At 51.6% G+C, this 18,127-nt stretch carries 15 protein-coding genes; 10 read left to right on the forward strand and 5 right to left on the reverse strand.

The window, feature by feature from the left end:
* Window positions 1-373 precede the first annotated feature (373 nt).
* From rho to Q1A43_RS14625, 6 genes are read left to right on the forward strand one after another with little or no spacing between them, the layout of a single operon-like run.
* The gene (gene rho, locus Q1A43_RS14600) at window positions 374-1,645 is read left to right on the forward strand and encodes a transcription termination factor Rho (RefSeq protein WP_299921844.1); all 1,272 of its coding nucleotides are present in this window, start codon (window positions 374-376) and stop codon (window positions 1,643-1,645) included.
* A gap of 7 nt (window positions 1,646-1,652) precedes the next feature.
* Window positions 1,653-2,936 carry a tRNA uridine-5-carboxymethylaminomethyl(34) synthesis GTPase MnmE gene (mnmE, locus tag Q1A43_RS14605; RefSeq protein WP_299936351.1) on the forward strand — a complete coding sequence of 428 codons (1,284 nt, stop codon included), beginning with the start codon at window positions 1,653-1,655 and terminating at the stop codon, window positions 2,934-2,936.
* Window positions 2,937-2,939: 3 nt separating this feature from the next.
* A complete protein-coding gene (gene mnmG / locus Q1A43_RS14610; protein ID WP_299936353.1) occupies window positions 2,940-4,817 on the forward strand; it encodes a tRNA uridine-5-carboxymethylaminomethyl(34) synthesis enzyme MnmG in 1,878 nt (625 codons plus the stop codon).
* A complete protein-coding gene (gene rsmG, locus Q1A43_RS14615; RefSeq protein ID WP_299936356.1) occupies window positions 4,814-5,428 on the forward strand; it encodes a 16S rRNA (guanine(527)-N(7))-methyltransferase RsmG in 615 nt (204 codons plus the stop codon). The genes mnmG and rsmG overlap by 4 nt, the downstream gene beginning before the upstream one ends.
* Complete coding sequence (locus Q1A43_RS14620; protein ID WP_299936359.1) at window positions 5,421-6,230, forward strand: AAA family ATPase; 810 nt, start codon at window positions 5,421-5,423, stop codon at window positions 6,228-6,230. The genes rsmG and Q1A43_RS14620 overlap by 8 nt, the downstream gene beginning before the upstream one ends.
* Window positions 6,231-6,251: 21 nt before the next feature.
* Window positions 6,252-7,148 carry a ParB/RepB/Spo0J family partition protein gene (locus Q1A43_RS14625; RefSeq protein ID WP_299936362.1) on the forward strand — a complete coding sequence of 299 codons (897 nt, stop codon included), beginning with the start codon at window positions 6,252-6,254 and terminating at the stop codon, window positions 7,146-7,148.
* Window positions 7,149-7,166: 18 nt separating this feature from the next.
* Here the strand turns inward: Q1A43_RS14625 and hemW are convergent, their stop codons facing one another.
* Genes hemW through rph form a run of 3 tightly spaced genes read right to left on the reverse strand, consistent with a single transcriptional unit; the run spans window position 7,167 to window position 9,638 of the window.
* Entirely contained in the window at window positions 7,167-8,324 is a 1,158-nt protein-coding gene (gene hemW, locus Q1A43_RS14630; RefSeq protein WP_299936365.1) for a radical SAM family heme chaperone HemW, read from the reverse strand.
* Entirely contained in the window at window positions 8,317-8,928 is a 612-nt protein-coding gene (gene rdgB / locus Q1A43_RS14635) for an RdgB/HAM1 family non-canonical purine NTP pyrophosphatase (RefSeq protein ID WP_299936366.1), read from the reverse strand. The genes hemW and rdgB overlap by 8 nt, the downstream gene beginning before the upstream one ends.
* Window positions 8,925-9,638 (reverse strand): ribonuclease PH, encoded by a 714-nt coding sequence (gene rph, locus Q1A43_RS14640; RefSeq protein ID WP_299921856.1) that lies wholly within the window; start codon window positions 9,636-9,638, stop codon window positions 8,925-8,927. Before rph ends, rdgB begins: the two co-directional genes overlap by 4 nt.
* 103 nt (window positions 9,639-9,741) lie before the next feature.
* On the opposite strand from rph, the gene hrcA reads away from it, so the two are divergent.
* Together hrcA and Q1A43_RS14650 are read left to right on the forward strand one after the other, a co-directional pair.
* Window positions 9,742-10,806: a heat-inducible transcriptional repressor HrcA gene (gene hrcA, locus Q1A43_RS14645; RefSeq protein WP_299921858.1), complete on the forward strand. Its 1,065-nt coding sequence runs from the start codon at window positions 9,742-9,744 to the stop codon at window positions 10,804-10,806.
* 9 nt (window positions 10,807-10,815) lie between these two features.
* Window positions 10,816-11,379, forward strand: a complete 564-nt coding sequence (locus Q1A43_RS14650; RefSeq protein WP_299921860.1) for a nucleotide exchange factor GrpE — start codon at window positions 10,816-10,818, stop codon at window positions 11,377-11,379.
* Between the two features lie 35 nt (window positions 11,380-11,414).
* On the opposite strand, the gene mutS is transcribed toward Q1A43_RS14650, so the two are convergent.
* The gene (gene mutS / locus Q1A43_RS14655; RefSeq protein ID WP_299936529.1) at window positions 11,415-14,042 is read right to left on the reverse strand and encodes a DNA mismatch repair protein MutS; all 2,628 of its coding nucleotides are present in this window, start codon (window positions 14,040-14,042) and stop codon (window positions 11,415-11,417) included.
* A gap of 122 nt (window positions 14,043-14,164) precedes the next feature.
* On the opposite strand from mutS, the gene Q1A43_RS14660 reads away from it, so the two are divergent.
* Both Q1A43_RS14660 and Q1A43_RS14665 read left to right on the forward strand, forming a co-directional pair.
* Window positions 14,165-16,420, forward strand: coding sequence for an NADP-dependent malic enzyme (locus Q1A43_RS14660; RefSeq protein WP_299921861.1), 2,256 nt, complete (start codon window positions 14,165-14,167; stop codon window positions 16,418-16,420).
* 71 nt (window positions 16,421-16,491) lie between these two features.
* Window positions 16,492-17,355, forward strand: a complete 864-nt coding sequence (locus Q1A43_RS14665; RefSeq protein ID WP_299936369.1) for a ribokinase — start codon at window positions 16,492-16,494, stop codon at window positions 17,353-17,355.
* Between the two features lie 16 nt (window positions 17,356-17,371).
* Here the strand turns inward: Q1A43_RS14665 and msrA are convergent, their stop codons facing one another.
* A complete protein-coding gene (msrA, locus tag Q1A43_RS14670; protein ID WP_299921865.1) occupies window positions 17,372-18,022 on the reverse strand; it encodes a peptide-methionine (S)-S-oxide reductase MsrA in 651 nt (216 codons plus the stop codon).
* Window positions 18,023-18,127 lie beyond the last annotated feature (105 nt).

The raw sequence follows: 18,127 nt of genomic DNA on the forward strand, positions 1-18,127 counted from the left end.
AAGTGATGTGATCATGCTGCTTGTCCCAAAGTTTTCCAGCTGCGGACGTCACTCAAAAAACTTCCAGTAAGCTGTTGTTAACAGTTACTAAAATATTTTTTGTGTTTCAAATTCGGGAAAAAATCCCCACATTTATCCAAAGAGATTGGCATGTGGAGAAGTGCAGGGATCATCTAATAATCCCCAGAAAACCTGCCACACTATAAAACCTAAAACCTTTCTAATTTCTTTATTTTTATAAAGAATAGTCTCCGTTTTCCTACTCATTGACTTGCTTGGTAAGGACAGGTACATCCATGCACACTCCTACTCTGGAGTATATTTCCCTAGAAAAGAAGACGTTTGGACCAGTTTGGTCCCGTGGATGTTTGGCATGACCGAAGAAAAACTGAACCTTGCTGATCTAAAGGCAAAGAGCCCTAAAGATCTTTTGGCCATGGCTGAAGAGCTTGAGATCGAGAATGCCTCGACCATGCGCAAGGGTGAAATGATGTTCCAGATCCTGCGCGAACGTGCAGATGACGGATGGGACATATACGGTGACGGGGTTCTTGAGGTTTTGCAGGACGGATTTGGTTTTCTGCGTTCACCGGAAGCGAACTACCTACCGGGCCCGGACGATATTTATGTGTCTCCTGAAATGATCCGCAAGTATTCACTGCGGACTGGTGATTCCATTGACGGAGAGATCAAGGCTCCAGACGGTGAAGAGCGTTATTTCGCGCTGGTCAATGTCACCAAGATCAACTTTGAAGAGCCTGAGAAGGCTCGTCACAAGATAGCATTCGACAACCTGACTCCGCTCTATCCAGACGAACGGCTGAAGATGGAAATTGAAGATCCGACAATCAAAGATCGCTCTGCGCGGATTATCGACCTCGTCGCACCTATTGGTAAAGGCCAGCGTAGCTTGATTGTAGCGCCGCCACGGACGGGTAAGACAGTACTTCTACAGAATATTGCTCACTCGATCGAACAGAACCATCCTGAGTGCTATCTGATCGTTTTGCTGATCGATGAACGCCCTGAAGAGGTAACGGACATGCAGCGGTCTGTGAAGGGTGAGGTTGTGTCTTCGACCTTTGATGAACCCGCACAGCGACATGTCGCTGTTAGTGAAATGGTCATTGAAAAGGCCAAGCGTTTGGTCGAGCATAAACGAGATGTTGTTATTCTTTTGGACTCCATCACAAGACTTGGTAGGGCTTTCAACACAGTTGTTCCATCTTCTGGTAAGGTTTTGACCGGTGGTGTTGATGCCAATGCTTTGCAACGTCCTAAACGGTTCTTTGGTGCTGCGCGGAATATCGAAGAGGGCGGCTCCCTGACAATCATCGCAACAGCCCTGATTGATACGGGTTCGCGGATGGATGAAGTTATCTTTGAGGAATTTAAAGGGACCGGTAACTCTGAGATCGTTCTAGATCGCAAAGTGGCAGATAAACGCGTATTCCCTGCCTTGGATATTCTCAAGTCCGGTACACGGAAAGAAGATCTTCTTGTGGACAAAGTCGACCTTCAAAAGACATTTGTTTTGCGCCGTATTCTGAACCCAATGGGGACAACCGATGCGGTCGAGTTCTTGATTTCAAAGCTAAAACAAACAAAGACGAATTCCGAGTTCTTTGACTCAATGAATACGTAATGGCCTCATGGACACGATCTTTGCTCTGGCCAGTGCACCGGGGAAGGCTGGTGTCTCTGTAATTCGAATTTCAGGAACCGACGCTAAAACGGCGGGTGTTTGTTTATCTGGCGGCGAGCTTCCAAAGCCGCGCCAGTCCGGTTTGAGAATCCTGAAAAGGCAATCAGGTGAGCACTTAGACCAAGCTCTTGTTCTCGTTTTTGACGCAGGAGCCAGCTTTACTGGTGAAGATGTTGTTGAATTTCAAGTACATGGCAGCGTCGCTGTGGTATCGGCTGTTTTGGATGAGCTGAGTAAAATTCCCGGTCTTAGAATGGCAGAACCAGGCGAATTCACTCGAAGAGCACTTGAAAACGGATGCATGGATCTAACGCAAGTTGAAGCTCTGTCAGATTTAATTGAATCTGAAACAGAGGCTCAACGGAAGCAAGCTCTCCGTGTTCTATCAGGTGCTATAGGGCAGAAAGTTGATATCTGGAGATCGAAAATCGTCCGGTCAGCGGCTCTTCTAGAAGCTACTATTGATTTTGCGGATGAAGATGTACCAGTTGATGTGACTGATGAAGTTAAAGAACTGTTGCAAGCGGTAATCAACTCTATCGAAAGTGAGTTGTGCGGTTTGGACGCTGCTGAGCGAGTTCGAACTGGATTTGAAGTCGCGATCGTTGGTCCACCGAACGCCGGGAAATCAACCTTGTTGAATTATCTTGCTGGCCGCGATGCCGCTATAACATCTGAGTTTGCGGGAACTACGCGTGACGTTATCGAGGTTCAGATGGATATCGGTGGATATTCTGTGACGCTACTTGATACAGCAGGGGTCCGTGAGACCGATGATCAGGTTGAGAAAATTGGAGTAGAACGAGCGTTATCTCGCGCAAAATTGGCAGATTTACGTATTCATCTTGTCCTTTTAGGGGAGAGCCCAGAAATTGATGTTGAAGAATCAGATATCATCTTAACGGCGAAAGACGATTTGGGGTGTGAAAACGGGATTTCCGGTTTGACTGGATTTGGAGTTGTAAGCCTCCTGGATCACATAAGGGTCACACTTTCGACGCTCGTTAGTGGTTCTAGTTTAGTAAATCGAGAACGCCACAAGATTGCACTGAGGCAAAGCCTTTCTTTTCTTCGAGAAGCCTTGATGGCACTTGAAAGTGGTGTGGGTGAATATGATTTGGTGTCGGAGGAATTGAGAAGTGCTTCTAGAAATTTGGAAGCACTTATGGGTCGGGTTGATGTGGAAAACTTACTGGACGAGATTTTCCTAAATTTTTGCGTTGGCAAATAGGGAGTGTTTCACGTGAAACATCAAGAGTTCGACGTAGTAGTAATTGGCGCTGGCCATGCTGGTGCAGAAGCGGCAAGTGCCGCGGCAAGGTACGGTGCAAAAACAGCACTTGTCACACTTAAGAGTACCGACTTAGGAACAATGTCATGCAACCCAGCGATAGGCGGGTTGGGCAAAGGGCATTTGGTCCGAGAAATAGATGCTCTTGGTGGGTTAATGGGACTTGCCGCAGATCGTGCTGGCATCCAGTTCCGGTTGCTAAATAGACGAAAAGGGCCTGCTGTTCAGGGGCCGCGCGCTCAAGCAGATCGGGAAATTTTTCGACAAAGTGTACAAGAGCTGGTTTCAGAAATAGGAAACTTGCATGTAAAGTCTGCGGAAGTTGTTGATTTAATTCAAACCGGATCGGTGTTTTCAGGTGTTGTTCTGAAAGATGGTACGAGAATAGTGGCGAAGTCCGTTGTATTGACGAGTGGGACTTTCCTGAACGGCATTGTGCATATTGGAGACGTTTCGCATTCCGGCGGTCGAATGGGTGATGATGCTTCAAATAGATTGGCAGACAGAATTCGGGAATTGGACCTGAAGTTTGGGCGTCTAAAAACTGGAACACCTCCGAGGTTGGACGGCTCAACGATTGATTGGGGTCTTTTGGAGATGCAACCGGGTGACGAAGATCCGACAATGTTTTCGTTCTTGTCAAAACGACCAACTGCTCGACAAATCTCATGTGGGATAACTCATACAAATCCGAAAACTCATGAGATTATTGGTAAAAACTTGTCTCTGTCGGCCATGTACGGTGGGCATATTGATGGGGTTGGCCCACGATATTGTCCTTCAATAGAAGACAAAGTTGTCAGATTTTCTGACAAAGACAGCCATCAGGTCTTCCTAGAGCCTGAAGGACTGAATACGACCACAGTCTATCCAAATGGAATTTCCACGTCTCTGCCTGTTTCAGTCCAAGAGGATTATGTAAAAACGTTAAGAGGTCTCGAGAGCGTCAGAATTGTTCAGCCCGGGTACGCGATCGAATATGACTATATCGACCCTAGGGCGCTGACTTCCCACTTAAGCGTCAAGGGCTTTGATGGCTTGTACTTTGCAGGTCAAATAAATGGAACAACTGGGTATGAAGAAGCTGGGGCGCAAGGGTTGGTTGCTGGATTGAATGCCGCTGCCAATGCTTTGGGGAAAGATCCGGTCGCGTTTTCGCGGGTTGATAGCTACATCGGTGTGATGATCGACGATCTGACCACTCGTGGCGTCACCGAACCGTATAGAATGTTCACTTCTCGGGCGGAATTCCGGCTTGCCATTCGAGTCGATAATGCTGATCAACGTCTTACACCTATTGGACGCGATTTAGGCATTTTGAATCAGCAAAGGCTCCAAGCTTTCGATGAAAAAATGGAAAAGCTTGAAAGTGCTGAAAACCTGTTGTCCGGCACGGTTTTTACGCCCAATCAAGTTTGCGACTTGGGGGTAAATGTTAAATTGGATGGCGTTAAGCGATCTGGAATGCAGTTGTTATCGTTTAAGGACATCGAGTTTGATTTGATTAAGCCGGCAATTCCTGGGGCTGATCTTGTGGATTTGGAGATTTCAGGCCAACTGAAAAAGCAGGCAACATATGCGTCGTATATCGAACGTCAAAAGAGGGATGTCGCGGCAATTAAGAAGGATATGGAAGTTTCCATTCCTGCGGATTTTGACTATTCAAATTTTTCTGGGTTGTCGAATGAACTCGTGGCTAAATTGTCGGAAGCAAGGCCTGAAAACCTTGCTCAGATGAGTCGCTTGGAGGGCATTACACCAGCTGCGACTGCTTTGGTATTGGCTAAGATCAGGCAAGCAGAAAAGCGAGGCCTTGGGTGAATAGTACTTCAAACACATTGGATGTTTCACGTGAAACACTGGATCGGCTAAAGCTATATGAGCAGAACCTTCTTAAGTGGACAAAGAAGATAAACATAGTAGCTCCCTCCACAATGAACGATGCATGGAACCGGCATTTTGTTGATTCTGCTCAGGTCTTTGATCTTCGACGACCCGATGCCAAAAAGTGGCTTGATCTTGGGAGTGGTGGTGGATTTCCTGGTTTGGTTTGCGCCACAATAGCGTCCGAGAAAGCCCCCGACCTGGAGTTTACCTTCGTTGAAAGTGACACACGAAAATGTGCGTTTTTGAGGTCAGTCGCCAGAGAGCTTGATCTAAAACTTCGCGTCTTGTGTGACCGAATCGAGAATATTCAGATAGAAAAGGCAGATGTCATTTCGGCACGTGCACTATCGGCACTTCCAAACTTGCTCCAATTGTCTCAAAGACATGGTAGCGACAACTGCCAATACCTGTTTCCAAAGGGACAAAACTGGGAAGAAGAAGTCGAATTGGCTCGAAAAAAATGGCAGTTTTCCTTAACTTGTCATAGAAGTAAAACCAACACTGAAGCCGTAATTCTGGAAATCGGAAACATCTCTAATGCCTGATTTAATCAACCCAGAACGACCCAAGGTCATCGCCGTCGCCAATCAAAAAGGCGGAGTGGGCAAGACTACGACAACCATTAATTTGTCAGCTGCCCTGGCTGAACAAGGGTTAAACGTCCTCGTTATTGACCTTGATCCGCAAGGCAATGCGTCAACAGGATTGGGGATTGAGACTGAGGATCGGGAGTTCACTACATATGAATTCCTGTTGGATGATGTTGCCTTGTCGTCGCTTATCTTGGGAACAAGCACAGAAAGTGTTTCATTGATTCCGGCAACCGTAGACCTCAGCTCAGCTGACATTGAACTGTACAACAACGAAAAACGTAGTTTTCTTTTGCACGATGCTATCCAGCAGGTTGGTATGAAAGACTATAAGTTTGACTATATCTTGATAGATTGCCCTCCATCCCTGAACCTTTTGACAGTTAACGCAATGGTGGCGTCGGATTCTGTCATTGTACCGCTGCAAAGTGAGTTTTTTGCACTGGAGGGATTGTCTCAACTTATGATGACGATCCGGGAGGTCAGGCAGACGGCTAATCCGAGACTTAGGATCGAGGGCATTGTTTTGACAATGTACGATGCGCGCAACAACCTCTCACAGCAGGTGGAAGCGGACGCGCGTGCGAACCTAGGAGATTTGGTTTTTGAATCTGTGATTCCTAGGAATGTTAGGGTTAGCGAAGCGCCGTCATATGCGCTTCCGGTTCTTAGCTATGATTCTGGATCGAAAGGGGCGATAGCCTATCGGTCTCTTGCGACTGAATTGCTTGCCAAAAACGATCAAGTTGCTGCGTAGGACCTAAAAAGGAATACCAAAATGGTAGAAAAAAAAGAACAACGCCGAGGTCTTGGTCGTGGCTTGTCCGCTTTGATGGCTGATGTTGCCCCTGAGAGTGCTGCTGTGCAAGCCGGAGCACGGTCTGATTTGTCTGTACCTATTGAGAGGTTGGTTCCAAATCCGGATCAGCCTCGGCGGATTTTTACGGACGAGCAACTAGAAGAGTTGGCGAATTCCATTCGCACAAAGGGCGTTCTTCAACCTCTCATCGTTCGGCCTAATCCCAAGAATCCGGAACAATATGAAATTGTTGCAGGCGAACGCCGGTGGCGAGCGTCTCAATTGGCACAGTTGCACGAAGTGCCGGTTCTTGTTCGGGATTTTGATGATACCGAAGTTCTAGAAGTCGCGATTATTGAAAACATTCAGCGGGCTGATCTAAACGCGATCGAAGAGGCGGCTGGCTATAAACAGCTTATGTTTAAATTTGGCCACACGCAGGAAAAGCTAGCCGAAGCACTGGGCAAAAGCCGCAGCCATATTGCCAATTTGATGCGTTTACTCAATTTACCGGACTCCATTCAAGACATGGTTTCGAGGAATGATCTGAGTGCAGGTCATGCGCGGGCATTGATTACGGCTCCGAACCCTGAAGATTTGGCCAAAACAGTCGTTGCCAAAGGGCTGTCGGTACGCGAAACCGAGAAGCTTGCGAAGGGCACTGTTGCAGCACCTAAACCTAAGGTCGCAAGCACGCCCCAATCTGCGCCAGTAAAGGACGCGGATACCAAGGCGTTGGAGGGTGATTTGTCAGCTGCGCTCAAAATGAAAGTTCAGATTGATCATAAGGCCGGTGGGGAAACTGGTCGTGTGACGATTTCTTACGATACCTTGGACGAGCTGGACGCGCTCTGTTCAGTGTTGAGTAAGGCCTAACTTAAAGTACGAGGTCGGCTATTCGGGAAGCAATTCTGCAATAACAGAGTTGAGAACAAGCCGACCTTGCTGCGTTACGCCAATTCGGTCGTCACTTTTCCACATCAACCCAAGTTCATGCAAACTATCAACAGTGGTATCCAGACCGTTGAATTCATACATATTGTGGATTCTCGCAATATCTACGCCTTCGGTTATGCGAAGCCCCATCATCAGGTACTCAGAAGCCTGATCTTTGCCGGACAACTTTGTCAAAACCTCATCACCAGACCCAGCTTCAACAGCATTCAACCACGCCCCGGGTTGGAGCCAAGCTGAGTTGGCAAATTTTTGGCCGGAAATCGTCAGACGACCATGCGCACCGGGACCGACACCGGCATAATCACCATATGTCCAATAGATCAAATTGTGCCGAGATTCTGATCCCGGCGCGGCGTGGTTAGACACTTCATAGGCAGGCATCCCAGCGGCGGTACAGATGTCTTGCGTAAGGTCATACATGTCGGCGGCCAGGTCTTCGCCGGGAAGGCCGCGTAGTTTACCAGCATTTTGCCGGTCCCAAAACGCCGTCCCATGCTCGACCGTCAATTGATAAAGTGACAGGTGATCACCGGCCATGGCCAAGGCTTCGGAAAGTTCGGTTTCCCAGTCGGAAAGTGTTTGATTTTGTCGGGCATATATCAGGTCAAAGCTGACCCGACTGAAGGTGTCTCGGGCAATACCAAAAGCGCGCTTGGCCTCGTCAGCATTATGTAGACGACCAAGTTTACGAAGGTCATCGTCTCGCAATGATTGGATGCCCAAAGACACACGATTGATCCCGGCATCGGCGAAACCACGAAACCGATCCGCTTCGACCGAGTTAGGGTTCGCCTCAAGGGTAATTTCGATGTCATTGGCCCAGGTCCAATGGGTTTGCGTGGCCTCAAGAATGGTCGCAACAGTCTGAGGCAGCATCAGCGACGGAGTACCACCGCCGAAGAATATCGACCTTAGCACACGACCGGGGGTTAAGGCCGAAACGCGTTCGACTTCGGAGGCTAAGGCCTTGGCCCAACGCGTTTGGTCAATGTGTTTTACAACATGGCTGTTGAAATCGCAGTAGGGGCATTTGGCCTCGCAAAACGGCCAATGCACATAGAGACCAAATCCCCCCGACTGCCAATCTTCAATCAAAGCAAGCGGCCACGAATTTACGGAACGCGTCGGCGCGATGGCTGATCTCGTTCTTTTTCTCAGACACCATTTCGGCAAAGGTTATGTCATAGCCTTGGGGTTCGAAAATCGGATCATAGCCATGTCCGTTCTCACCGCGCATCGGCCAAACAACGCGGCCTTCCATGACACCAGCGAACACCTGATCACTGCCATCGGGCCACGCCAGAACAAGTGTACAGCAAAACCGCGCCGTCCATGGTTGCGGTGCCTTAGCCTCGACCAACATTGTGTGGCTTTTGGTCATGGCCATGATGAAGTCTCGGCCGTTTTCGGTTTCGGCCCAGTCGGCAGTGTAGACACCCGGTTGCTTGTCCAAGCTATCTATCTCAATACCGGAATCATCGGAAAGGGCAGGGAGGCCGGTCGCCTTGGCGGCAGCGTGGGCTTTGATCCGGGCATTTTCGACAAAGGTTGTGCCGTCTTCGACCGGTTCAGGCAGGTCCATTTCTTTGGCCCCAACTACTGAAACCCCAAAGGGCTTCAGCAGTTCGGTAATCTCATCAAGCTTGCCCTGATTGTGGGTGGCGACCAATAGACGGTCGCCCTCAAACTTGCGGGTCATGCCACGGCAGCTTTCTGAGCAGCAACAAGTTCCCCGACACCTTTTTCGGCGAGGTCCATCAACTGACCCATTTGATCGCGAGAGAAGGTCGAGCCTTCGGCAGACATCTGAATTTCGATCAGCTGACCGTCCTCGCGCAGGATAAAGTTGCCATCGACACCGGCTTCGCTGTCTTCTGGATAGTCGAGATCAAGTACCGGCTGACCGGCATAGATTCCGCAGGAGACAGCCGCGACAGGGGAGATCAGGGGATCGGTGACAATGTCGCCCGCTTTAATCAGCTTGTTAACCGCAAGACGCAGGGCAACCCAACCGCCGGTGATCGATGCACAACGTGTTCCGCCATCCGCTTGGATCACGTCACAATCAACGGTGATTTGACGCTCGCCAAGGGCAACACGATCAACACCAGCGCGCAGCGAGCGGCCAATTAGACGCTGGATTTCAACGGTGCGGCCACCTTGTTTGCCGGATGTGGCCTCGCGACGCATGCGCGACGAGGTCGAGCGGGGCAACATGCCGTATTCCGCGGTTACCCAACCAAGGCCTGAGCCCTTGATAAAGGGCGGTACACGGGCCTCTAGCGACGCGGTGCAGAGCACATGTGTATCGCCCATACGGATCATGCAAGATCCTTCGGCGTGCTTTGTTACGTCCGTTTCGATTGAAACGGCGCGCATTTCGTTTAATTCTCTTCCCGACGGTCTCATGGCGATCCTCTAAGCTAAGTTGGGGCAGGGATAGACGTGCAGCCCCCATGGGCGCAACCCTGATCCGGCTTTGGTTGCTGTGCAGACAAAAGAAGAGGCGCGTATGAGCGAACCAAATGAAGTTTTGACTGATATGAATGAACGCTCTCGCGAGGTGTTTCGTTTGGTTGTCGAATCCTATCTTGAAACCGGCGGGCCAGTTGGATCGCGGACATTGACCCGCGCCTTGTCAGAAAAAGTATCCGCTGCCACCATTCGCAATGTGATGCAGGATCTGGAGTTTCTTGGCCTGCTCGATAGCCCACATGTGTCGGCCGGACGTATTCCGACCCAGCAAGGGTTGCGCATGTTTGTTGATGGCCTGCTTGAAGTGCGTGATCTCGACATGCAAGACCGCGAGAAACTCGACGCAACGGCGGGAAGTAATGCGTCCGATGTAGGTGGTCTTTTAGATCAAGTCGGCGCCGCGTTGTCAGGTGTGACCCATGGTGCCTCTCTTGTTCTAACACCGAAACAAGAAGCTCCGCTCAAGCATATCGAATTTGTTAGCCTCGCGCAGGATCGAGCGTTGGTGGTGATTGTCTTTGCGGATGGTCAGGTCGAAAACCGCGTCTTTGCACCTCCTCCGGGTCAAACCCCTAGTTCGATGCGAGAAGCGGCGAATTTCGTCAATTCCTGGATTGAAGGACGCACCTTGTCCGAGCTGGGTAAAATTATGCAAGAGGAAATCACCAAGCGACGTCAGGAGCTGGATGCCAAAGCCGCGCAGCTTGTCGAATCAGGAATCGCAGCTTGGGAAAGCCCGGATGACAAAACCGGGCGGCTTATTGTACGTGGTCGGTCGAATCTTTTGGGGGATGACACCGCAGAAGAGCAGCTCGAACTGATCAAATCCCTGTTTGATGACTTGGAACGCAAGCAGGATATCGCCGAATTTCTTGAACTGACCGAACAGGGCGAAGGCGTTCGCATTTTTATTGGCTCAGAGAACAAACTTTTCTCACTTTCGGGTTCCTCTTTGGTGGTGTCTCCCTATATGAACGCTGATCGAAAGATCATTGGCGCTGTGGGCGTGATCGGCCCAACGCGTCTAAACTATGGCCGCATTGTTCCGATTGTGGACTACACGGCGCAACTGGTTGGGAAGCTGATAACCGACCGGAGTTAGAGGTAGAGAATGGCTGATCAGAATAACGACGATTTCCTCGACAACATTGACGAGGCAGAAGCGCAAGAAACGGCTTTTGAGACCGAAGAGATTGATGAGGTCGCAATGGCGGTTGAGCAAGTGGTTGCTGAGCGCGATGAATATAAAGACCGATTTATGCGGGCTCTGGCCGATGCGGAAAACGCTCGCAAGCGCGCCGACAAAGATCGCCGCGAAGCCAACATGTATGGTGGCACGCGTATCGCTCGGGATTTGATCCCGGTCTATGACAACCTGAATCGTGCTTTGGCAGCCGCCAAAGAAGCCGAAGGCGAAGCCTCGGCTGCACTGATTGAAGGTGTTGAACTGACCCTAAAAGAGTTGCTGAGCGTGTTTGAACGCCACGGCGTGAAACGCCTATCTCCCGAAGTTGGTGACCGTTTCGATCCCCAGCTTCACGAAGCGATGTTCGAGGCACCACTTCCCGGCACCACAGCGGGTGACATCATTCAGGTCTCCGCAGAAGGGTTCATGTTGCATGACCGTTTGCTGCGCGCTGCTCAGGTCGGTGTTAGCTCGATGCCAGCAAGCTAAACGTGCTTCATTTTGGAATAGGGAAGGGCGGGGTTTTACCCCGCCTTTTCTTTAAGCAACGCCTTGAGATCGTAGATTGCCTGAAGCGCCTCGCGCGGTGTCATCTCGTCGGGCAAGAGATCGGCAACCTTGTCTTCGATCTCGGATGGGCCGGTTTGCACTGCCACAGGCTCCGGAGCTGCGGCAACAGCAAACAGAGGTAGATCGTCGATAAGCGCCTTTGGTGAAGTGCGATCCCGTTCGCCAGCTTCCAATGCCTCGAGGACAGAACGGGCGCGTTTGATTACTGGCTGCGGAAGGCCCGCCAGCTGCGCAACTTGAACACCATAAGACCGATCGGCGGCCCCATCCCGAACCTCATGCAAAAAGATAACCTCGCCGTCCCATTCCTTGACGGCAACCGTCGCATTTTTCACGCCGGGCAATTTCCCGGCAAGGGCGGTCATCTCGTGATAATGCGTGGCGAACAAACCCCTTACGCAGTTTACTTCATGCAAGTGTTCAAGAGTGGCCCATGCGATGGACAAGCCATCATAAGTGGCCGTACCGCGCCCAATTTCGTCCAAGATTACGAGAGCGCGGTCATCTGCCTGATTCAAAATCGCCGCGGTTTCGACCATCTCGACCATAAAGGTTGACCGCCCACGGGCAAGATCGTCGCTTGCCCCCACGCGCGAGAATACTTGACTAACAATGCCAATATGGGCCGACCGCGCGGGAACATAGCTGCCCATTTGTGCCAGCAATGCGATCAAGGCATTCTGCCTGAGATAGGTTGATTTACCGGCCATGTTCGGTCCGGTGAGCAGGGTTACAGAGGCTGTTTCTCCGGGTGCAGACAGCGCACAATCATTAGCGATGAACACATCTCCGGCGGATTTCAGCGCGGCTTCAACAACCGGATGGCGCCCACCTTCGATGTGGAACGCGCGGCTGTCGTCGACCTTAGGCATACACCAATCCCGTTGGCGCGCCAGTTCGGCCAATCCTAGCGACAAATCGAACTCTGCAAGGGCTAGAGAAAGGTCAGACAAGGCCGGAGCAGATTCTATTACAGCACCTTTCAGGCTTTCATAGAGCCGCTTTTCTATCGCCAAAGCTTCGGCACCGGCGTTGAGGATACGTGTTTCCAGTTCCGACAGCTCTACAGTCGTAAATCGAACCTGATTGGCTGTGGTTTGCCGATGGATGAACAGCTCAGACAGCGGAGGATTCAGCATTTTCTGCGCATGAAGTGCCGTAGTCTCAACAAAATACCCTAACACATTGTTGTGTTTGATTTTTAGGGAGTTGATGCCGCTTTCGTCTGCATACTTCGCCTGAAGGCCCGCAATCACACCGCGCCCTTTATCACGAAGCTCGCGTTCACTATCGAGTTGCTCATTATAGCCTGCGGCTATGAACCCACCGTCGCGGGCCAACAACGGCGGATCGGCGATAAGAGCCTCATCAAGGAGGGTGAGCAAGTCTTGGTGGCCGCGTAGATCGGCAAGTGATTGCTTTAGCAATTCCGGCAAATCGGCCTGATCCAAGCGTTCAGAAATGGCTTCGGCCTGACCAATGCCATTGCGGATGCTCGCAAGGTCGCGCGGACCACCGCGATCAAGCGCCAAGCGCGATAGGGCACGATCTAAATCCGGAACCTGACGCAAAGCGTCCCGAACCGCATCCGCCGCAACGGATTCAGTACCCCAACGAACGGCTTCGAGACGGGCGTGAATGACATCTAGTTCGCGCGACGGCGACGAAAGCCGCCGCTCTAGCAACCTCGCTCCGGCCGATGTGACCGTCATATCGACCACCGAAAGGAGTGAGCCAGCCCGCCCACCTTGCATGCTTCGGGTCAGCTCAAGATTTCGCCGCGTTGCTGCATCAATAGACATCAAGCGCGACACCGCCTCTTGCCGCGGCGGGCGCAGCATCGGCATTTGGCCCTTTTGCGTGATGTCGAGGTAGTCGGCCAAAGCGCCCATTGCGCTAAGTTCCGCGCGTGCAAATGACCCGAATCCGGCCAAAGTCTTGACGTTGAACACTGAGCAAAGGCGATCTTGGGCTGCTGAGCTATCAAAAGACGCGTTGCCCAAAACGGTGACTTCGATGCCAAGGTCATTGAAAACCTCGCGCAGGTCCTCTTCGACCGCCTCGGAAGTCAACAATTCGGACGGTGCCAAACGCGCGAGCTCAGCCCCGATCCGTGATTGACCAACGGGCATCACGTGAAACGTCCCGGTCGAAATATCGGACCATGACAACGCCCATTCGTCTCTAACCCGACCCAAAGCCGCCAGAAAGTTATGACGGCGCGCTTCCAAAAGATTGTCTTCTGTCAAGGTGCCGGGCGTGACCAATCGCACAACTTCACGCCGGACAACGGATTTTGCCCCGCGTTTTTTGGCCTGTTCGGGTGTTTCCATCTGCTCGCCAACGGCAACGCGAAACCCTTTGCGGATGAGGGTTAGAAAATATCCCTGTGCCGCATGGTGGGGGACACCGCACATTGGTATCTCTTCACCGTTATGTTTTCCGCGCTTGGTCAGCGCGATATCAAGTGCCTCGGATGCAGCGACAGCATCGTCAAAGAACAATTCGTAAAAGTCACCCATGCGATAGAACAACAAAGCATCGGGATATCCGGCTTTGATTTCCAAATATTGCGCCATCATGGGCGTCACGGTACTTTTATTTCCTTTGTTAGCGCTCACTGCACTTTCCCTCGTCGTTCTGCCGTGACATTAAGCTGGCTGAGTCTCGGGTAAAACCCGCAAATTTATACCGGTAGGAAGACATGTCCAAACCCAAGTTTACCCGCGAAGAAGCGCTGGCATTTCACATTGACCCAACTCCGGGCAAATGGGAGGTGCAAGCCACCGTCCCGATGACAACTCAGCGCGACCTGTCCTTGGCATATAGTCCTGGTGTTGCCGTACCCTGTGAGGAAATCGCCGCCAACCCTGAAACTGCCTATGACTATACGAACAAGGGTAACCTTGTCGCTGTGATTTCAAACGGCACGGCCGTTTTGGGCCTTGGCAACCTTGGTGCTCTTGGCTCGAAACCGGTGATGGAGGGCAAATCTGTTCTCTTCAAACGCTTTGCCGATGTGAATTCCATCGATATTGAGCTGGACACCGAAGACCCGGATGAGTTCTGCAAAGCTGTGCGCCTTATGGGCCCAACTTTTGGTGGCATCAATCTCGAAGACATCAAAGCGCCCGAGTGCTTCATCATCGAGCAGCGTCTGAAAGAGGAAATGGACATTCCCGTCTTTCATGATGACCAGCACGGGACTGCGGTTATTTGTGCGGCTGGTTTGCTGAATGCGCTGAAAATCTCCGGGAAAAAAATCGAAGACGTAAAGATCGTTCTTAACGGCGCGGGCGCGGCGGGCATCGCTTGTATCGAACTGTTGAAATCCATGGGTGCACGGCACGACAATTGTATTGTTTGCGACACTAAAGGGGTAATTTACCAGGGTCGCACCGAGGGGATGAACCAGTGGAAATCCGCCCACGCGGTTGCAACTGAACATCGCACTCTCGAAGACGCGATGGTTGGTGCGGACGTGTTCCTTGGTGTGTCAGCCAAAGGTGCCGTGACGCAGGACATGGTCAAGGCGATGGGGGACAATCCGGTCATTTTTGCCATGGCAAACCCTGATCCCGAGATCACACCAGAAGAAGCGCACGAAGTGCGTGTGGATGCGATTGTCGCAACGGGCCGAAGCGATTACCCCAATCAGGTAAACAACGTTCTTGGTTTCCCATACCTGTTCCGTGGCGCGTTAGACATTCACGCCCGCGCCATCAATGACGAGATGAAGATCGCTTGCGCCCAAGCTTTGGCTGATTTGGCGCGCGAAGATGTGCCGGACGAGGTGGCGTTGGCGTATGGCAAAAGCCTGACCTTTGGTCGTGATTACATCATCCCGACTCCCTTTGATCCGAGACTAATCCACCGCATTCCGCCTGCCGTTGCCCGAGCAGGTATGGAAACTGGGGCCGCGCGGCGCCCGATTATCGACATCGATGCCTATGAAGAAGGGCTGAAGTCGCGGATGGATCCGACTGCTTCAATCTTGCGGTCCATCAACACACGTGCGCGTGCGGCGCAGGCTAGAATGATCTTTGCCGAAGGCGATGATCCGCGCGTACTCCGCGCTGCGGTGATGTATCAGCGCTCCGGATTTGGCAAAGCCCTGGTTGTTGGGCGAGAAAGTGATGTTAAGGACAAGCTAGAGGCGGCCGGCCTTGGCGACGCAGTTCGCGAACTCGAAGTCGTCAACGCTAGAAATACCCCGCATCTGCAGTCGTACAAGGATTTCTTGTACGATCGTTTGCAGCGCAAAGGGTTTGACCGTCAGGACGTACACCGCATGGCGGCGCGTGATCGCCATGTTTTTGCCTCCTTGATGCTTGAGCATGGACATGGCGATGGTTTGATTACCGGTGCAACCCGGAAATCTGCGCATGTGATGCAGTTGATCAACCATGTGTTTGACGCGGACGCCGAACATGGCGCGGCTGGTGTAACAGCGCTTTTGCACAAGGGGCGGATCGTCATGATCGCCGACACGCTCGTGCATGAATGGCCGGATGAAAATGACCTTGCCAATATCGCGGAACGCGCGGCTGATGTTGCCAAACACCTTGGGTTAGAGCCTCGTGTCGCCTTTGTGAGCTTCTCAACCTTTGGCTATCCGGTTTCGGAGCGGGCCGAGAAAATGCACCTTGCTCCGGCAGTCTTGGATCAGCGCGGCGTTGATTTCGAATACGAAGGTGAAATGACCGTTGATGTTGCGCTGAACCCGAACGCGCAAGAGGCCTATCCGTTCCAACGTCTGACCGGTCCCGCTAATATTCTGGTTGTTCCGGCCCGGCACTCGGCGTCGATTTCGGTGAAATTGATGCAGGAAATGGCGGGTGCTACGGTTATCGGTCCAATCTTGGCAGGCGTGGATAAGTCGATCCAGATTTGCTCCACCAGCATGACAGCCAATGACATTCTCAATATGGCGGTCTTGTCTGCTTGTAAGGTCGGCTAAGCAAGGAAAGTGCATTGCGCATGGTGGAGGTTTCTTCCACCATGCCCTTTCTGTGAAGAAAGGGCAGCGCCATGACAATTTACAACCTCGGCTCTATCAACATCGATCTTGTCTATCGCGTTCCGCACCTACCCGGCGCGGGTGAAACTTTGGCGTCCACCGGTTTTACCAAAGGTTTGGGTGGCAAAGGGGCCAATATGTCCGTCGCGGTCACACGCGCCCAAAGCCAATGTGTGCATATTGGTGCAGTTGGGGGAGATGGTCATTGGGCCAAAGACCGGTTGAATGACTACGGCGTGATTGATGACCATATCCTCGTGTCCGAGGAGGCCACCGGGCATGCGATTATTGCACTCGATAACGCCGGTGAAAACGCAATCATCCTGCATCCCGGTGCAAATCAGGCCTTGTTAGAGACTGACATAGCTTCTGCACTGTCGTCGGCAAATTCAGGTGATACGTACCTTTTTCAAAATGAAACGAACGGTTTAGAGCACGGGGTTAAACTTGCACGTGAACTTGGCCTACGTATTGCCCATGCGGCTGCCCCGTTTGAGGCCGAAGCCGTTGTTCCGGTACTTCCGTTTCTTGATCTATTGGTTCTGAACGAAGTCGAGGCAGAGCAATTGCAATCTGCAACGGGGCAGACGCTTGCCGAATTGCCAGTTGCGGATGTGGTGGTGACACTTGGGGCCAAGGGATGTCGTTGGCATTCCGGCCAAAAAACCCGCGCGTTTCCAGCGATTTCGGTCATCCCAATCGACACAACGGGGGCAGGGGATACATTCACCGGCTATTTGATTGCGGCTCTTGATCAAGGGAAGCCGATGGAACAGGCCATTGAACTGGCTGGTAAAGCCGGTGCGTTGATGGTGACCCGACTTGGAACGGCGGACGTCATTCCGACGCTCCAAGAGGTTCAAGAGGCGTTTTAGACTAGGTTAGAACCTTTTATCCTGCGAAAGGTGCGGCCGAACCCCAAAGGTCCTTGACCCGTTGGTCGCGGCCACAGGAATCGCGATACTTCTTATAAGCATCCTTTTGCTTGATCGGACCAAAGCGAGTTAAAACCCGTTTTGTGCCTTTATAGTAATCCTGATGATAGCCCTCGGCGTCATAGAACTTCTTGGCGGGCAAAATTGGGGTCACAATTGTCCGGCCCAATGCCTTGGCTGCGGCGGCCTTGGCGGCTTCTGCATCGGCTTTTTGAGCAGGATTAGAGACGAAAATGGCGGTTCGGTAGCTCTCTCCTCGATCACAGAATTGGCCCGTTGCATCCGTTGGATCAACAGATCGGAAAAACAGATCGTAAAGCTTGCGTTGTGACACCTGAGAAGCGTTGAATTTAATCCGAACGGCTTCGTAATGTCCGCTCCCGCCGCGTGTGACTTGTTTATAAGTCGGGTTGGCGACATGTCCGCCAGTATAGCCGGATACGGCGCTTGTGACGCCTTTGACTGATTCAAAATCGGATTCAACGCACCAAAAGCACCCTCCGGCGACAATGATTTCATCCGCCATGGCACGGTCAGCCTGAGCAGCGAAGCCGAGCGACATGAGAGCCATAAGAGCCAAGGGGCGGGCACGATTAAACAAGCGCATGTGTATCTCCTTTTGAAGACAGCCTGCCCAAAAGCGTGACACCAGACAATGCACTGTCATGTGATCTCACCAACAGGTGAGCGGGTGTGAAGCTTGCAAAGCCAA

This window comes from uncultured Pelagimonas sp., from assembly GCF_947498515.1.
GTDB lineage: Bacteria > Pseudomonadota > Alphaproteobacteria > Rhodobacterales > Rhodobacteraceae > Pelagimonas.

What these genes read in the sequence shown, in the direction of transcription:
- rho (WP_299921844.1), top strand. Translation starts at nt 374, where the DNA reads ATGACCGAAGAAAAACTGAACCTTGCTGATCTAAAGGCAAAGAGCCCT.
- mnmE (WP_299936351.1), top strand. Translation starts at nt 1,653, where the DNA reads ATGGACACGATCTTTGCTCTGGCCAGTGCACCGGGGAAGGCTGGTGTC.
- Q1A43_RS14620 (WP_299936359.1), top strand. Translation starts at nt 5,421, where the DNA reads ATGCCTGATTTAATCAACCCAGAACGACCCAAGGTCATCGCCGTCGCC.
- Q1A43_RS14625 (WP_299936362.1), top strand. Translation starts at nt 6,252, where the DNA reads ATGGTAGAAAAAAAAGAACAACGCCGAGGTCTTGGTCGTGGCTTGTCC.
- rdgB (WP_299936366.1), bottom strand. Translation starts at nt 8,928, where the DNA reads ATGACCCGCAAGTTTGAGGGCGACCGTCTATTGGTCGCCACCCACAAT.
- rph (WP_299921856.1), bottom strand. Translation starts at nt 9,638, where the DNA reads ATGAGACCGTCGGGAAGAGAATTAAACGAAATGCGCGCCGTTTCAATC.
- hrcA (WP_299921858.1), top strand. Translation starts at nt 9,742, where the DNA reads ATGAGCGAACCAAATGAAGTTTTGACTGATATGAATGAACGCTCTCGC.
- Q1A43_RS14650 (WP_299921860.1), top strand. Translation starts at nt 10,816, where the DNA reads ATGGCTGATCAGAATAACGACGATTTCCTCGACAACATTGACGAGGCA.
- mutS (WP_299936529.1), bottom strand. Translation starts at nt 14,042, where the DNA reads ATGATGGCGCAATATTTGGAAATCAAAGCCGGATATCCCGATGCTTTG.
- Q1A43_RS14660 (WP_299921861.1), top strand. Translation starts at nt 14,165, where the DNA reads ATGTCCAAACCCAAGTTTACCCGCGAAGAAGCGCTGGCATTTCACATT.
- Q1A43_RS14665 (WP_299936369.1), top strand. Translation starts at nt 16,492, where the DNA reads ATGACAATTTACAACCTCGGCTCTATCAACATCGATCTTGTCTATCGC.
- msrA (WP_299921865.1), bottom strand. Translation starts at nt 18,022, where the DNA reads ATGCGCTTGTTTAATCGTGCCCGCCCCTTGGCTCTTATGGCTCTCATG.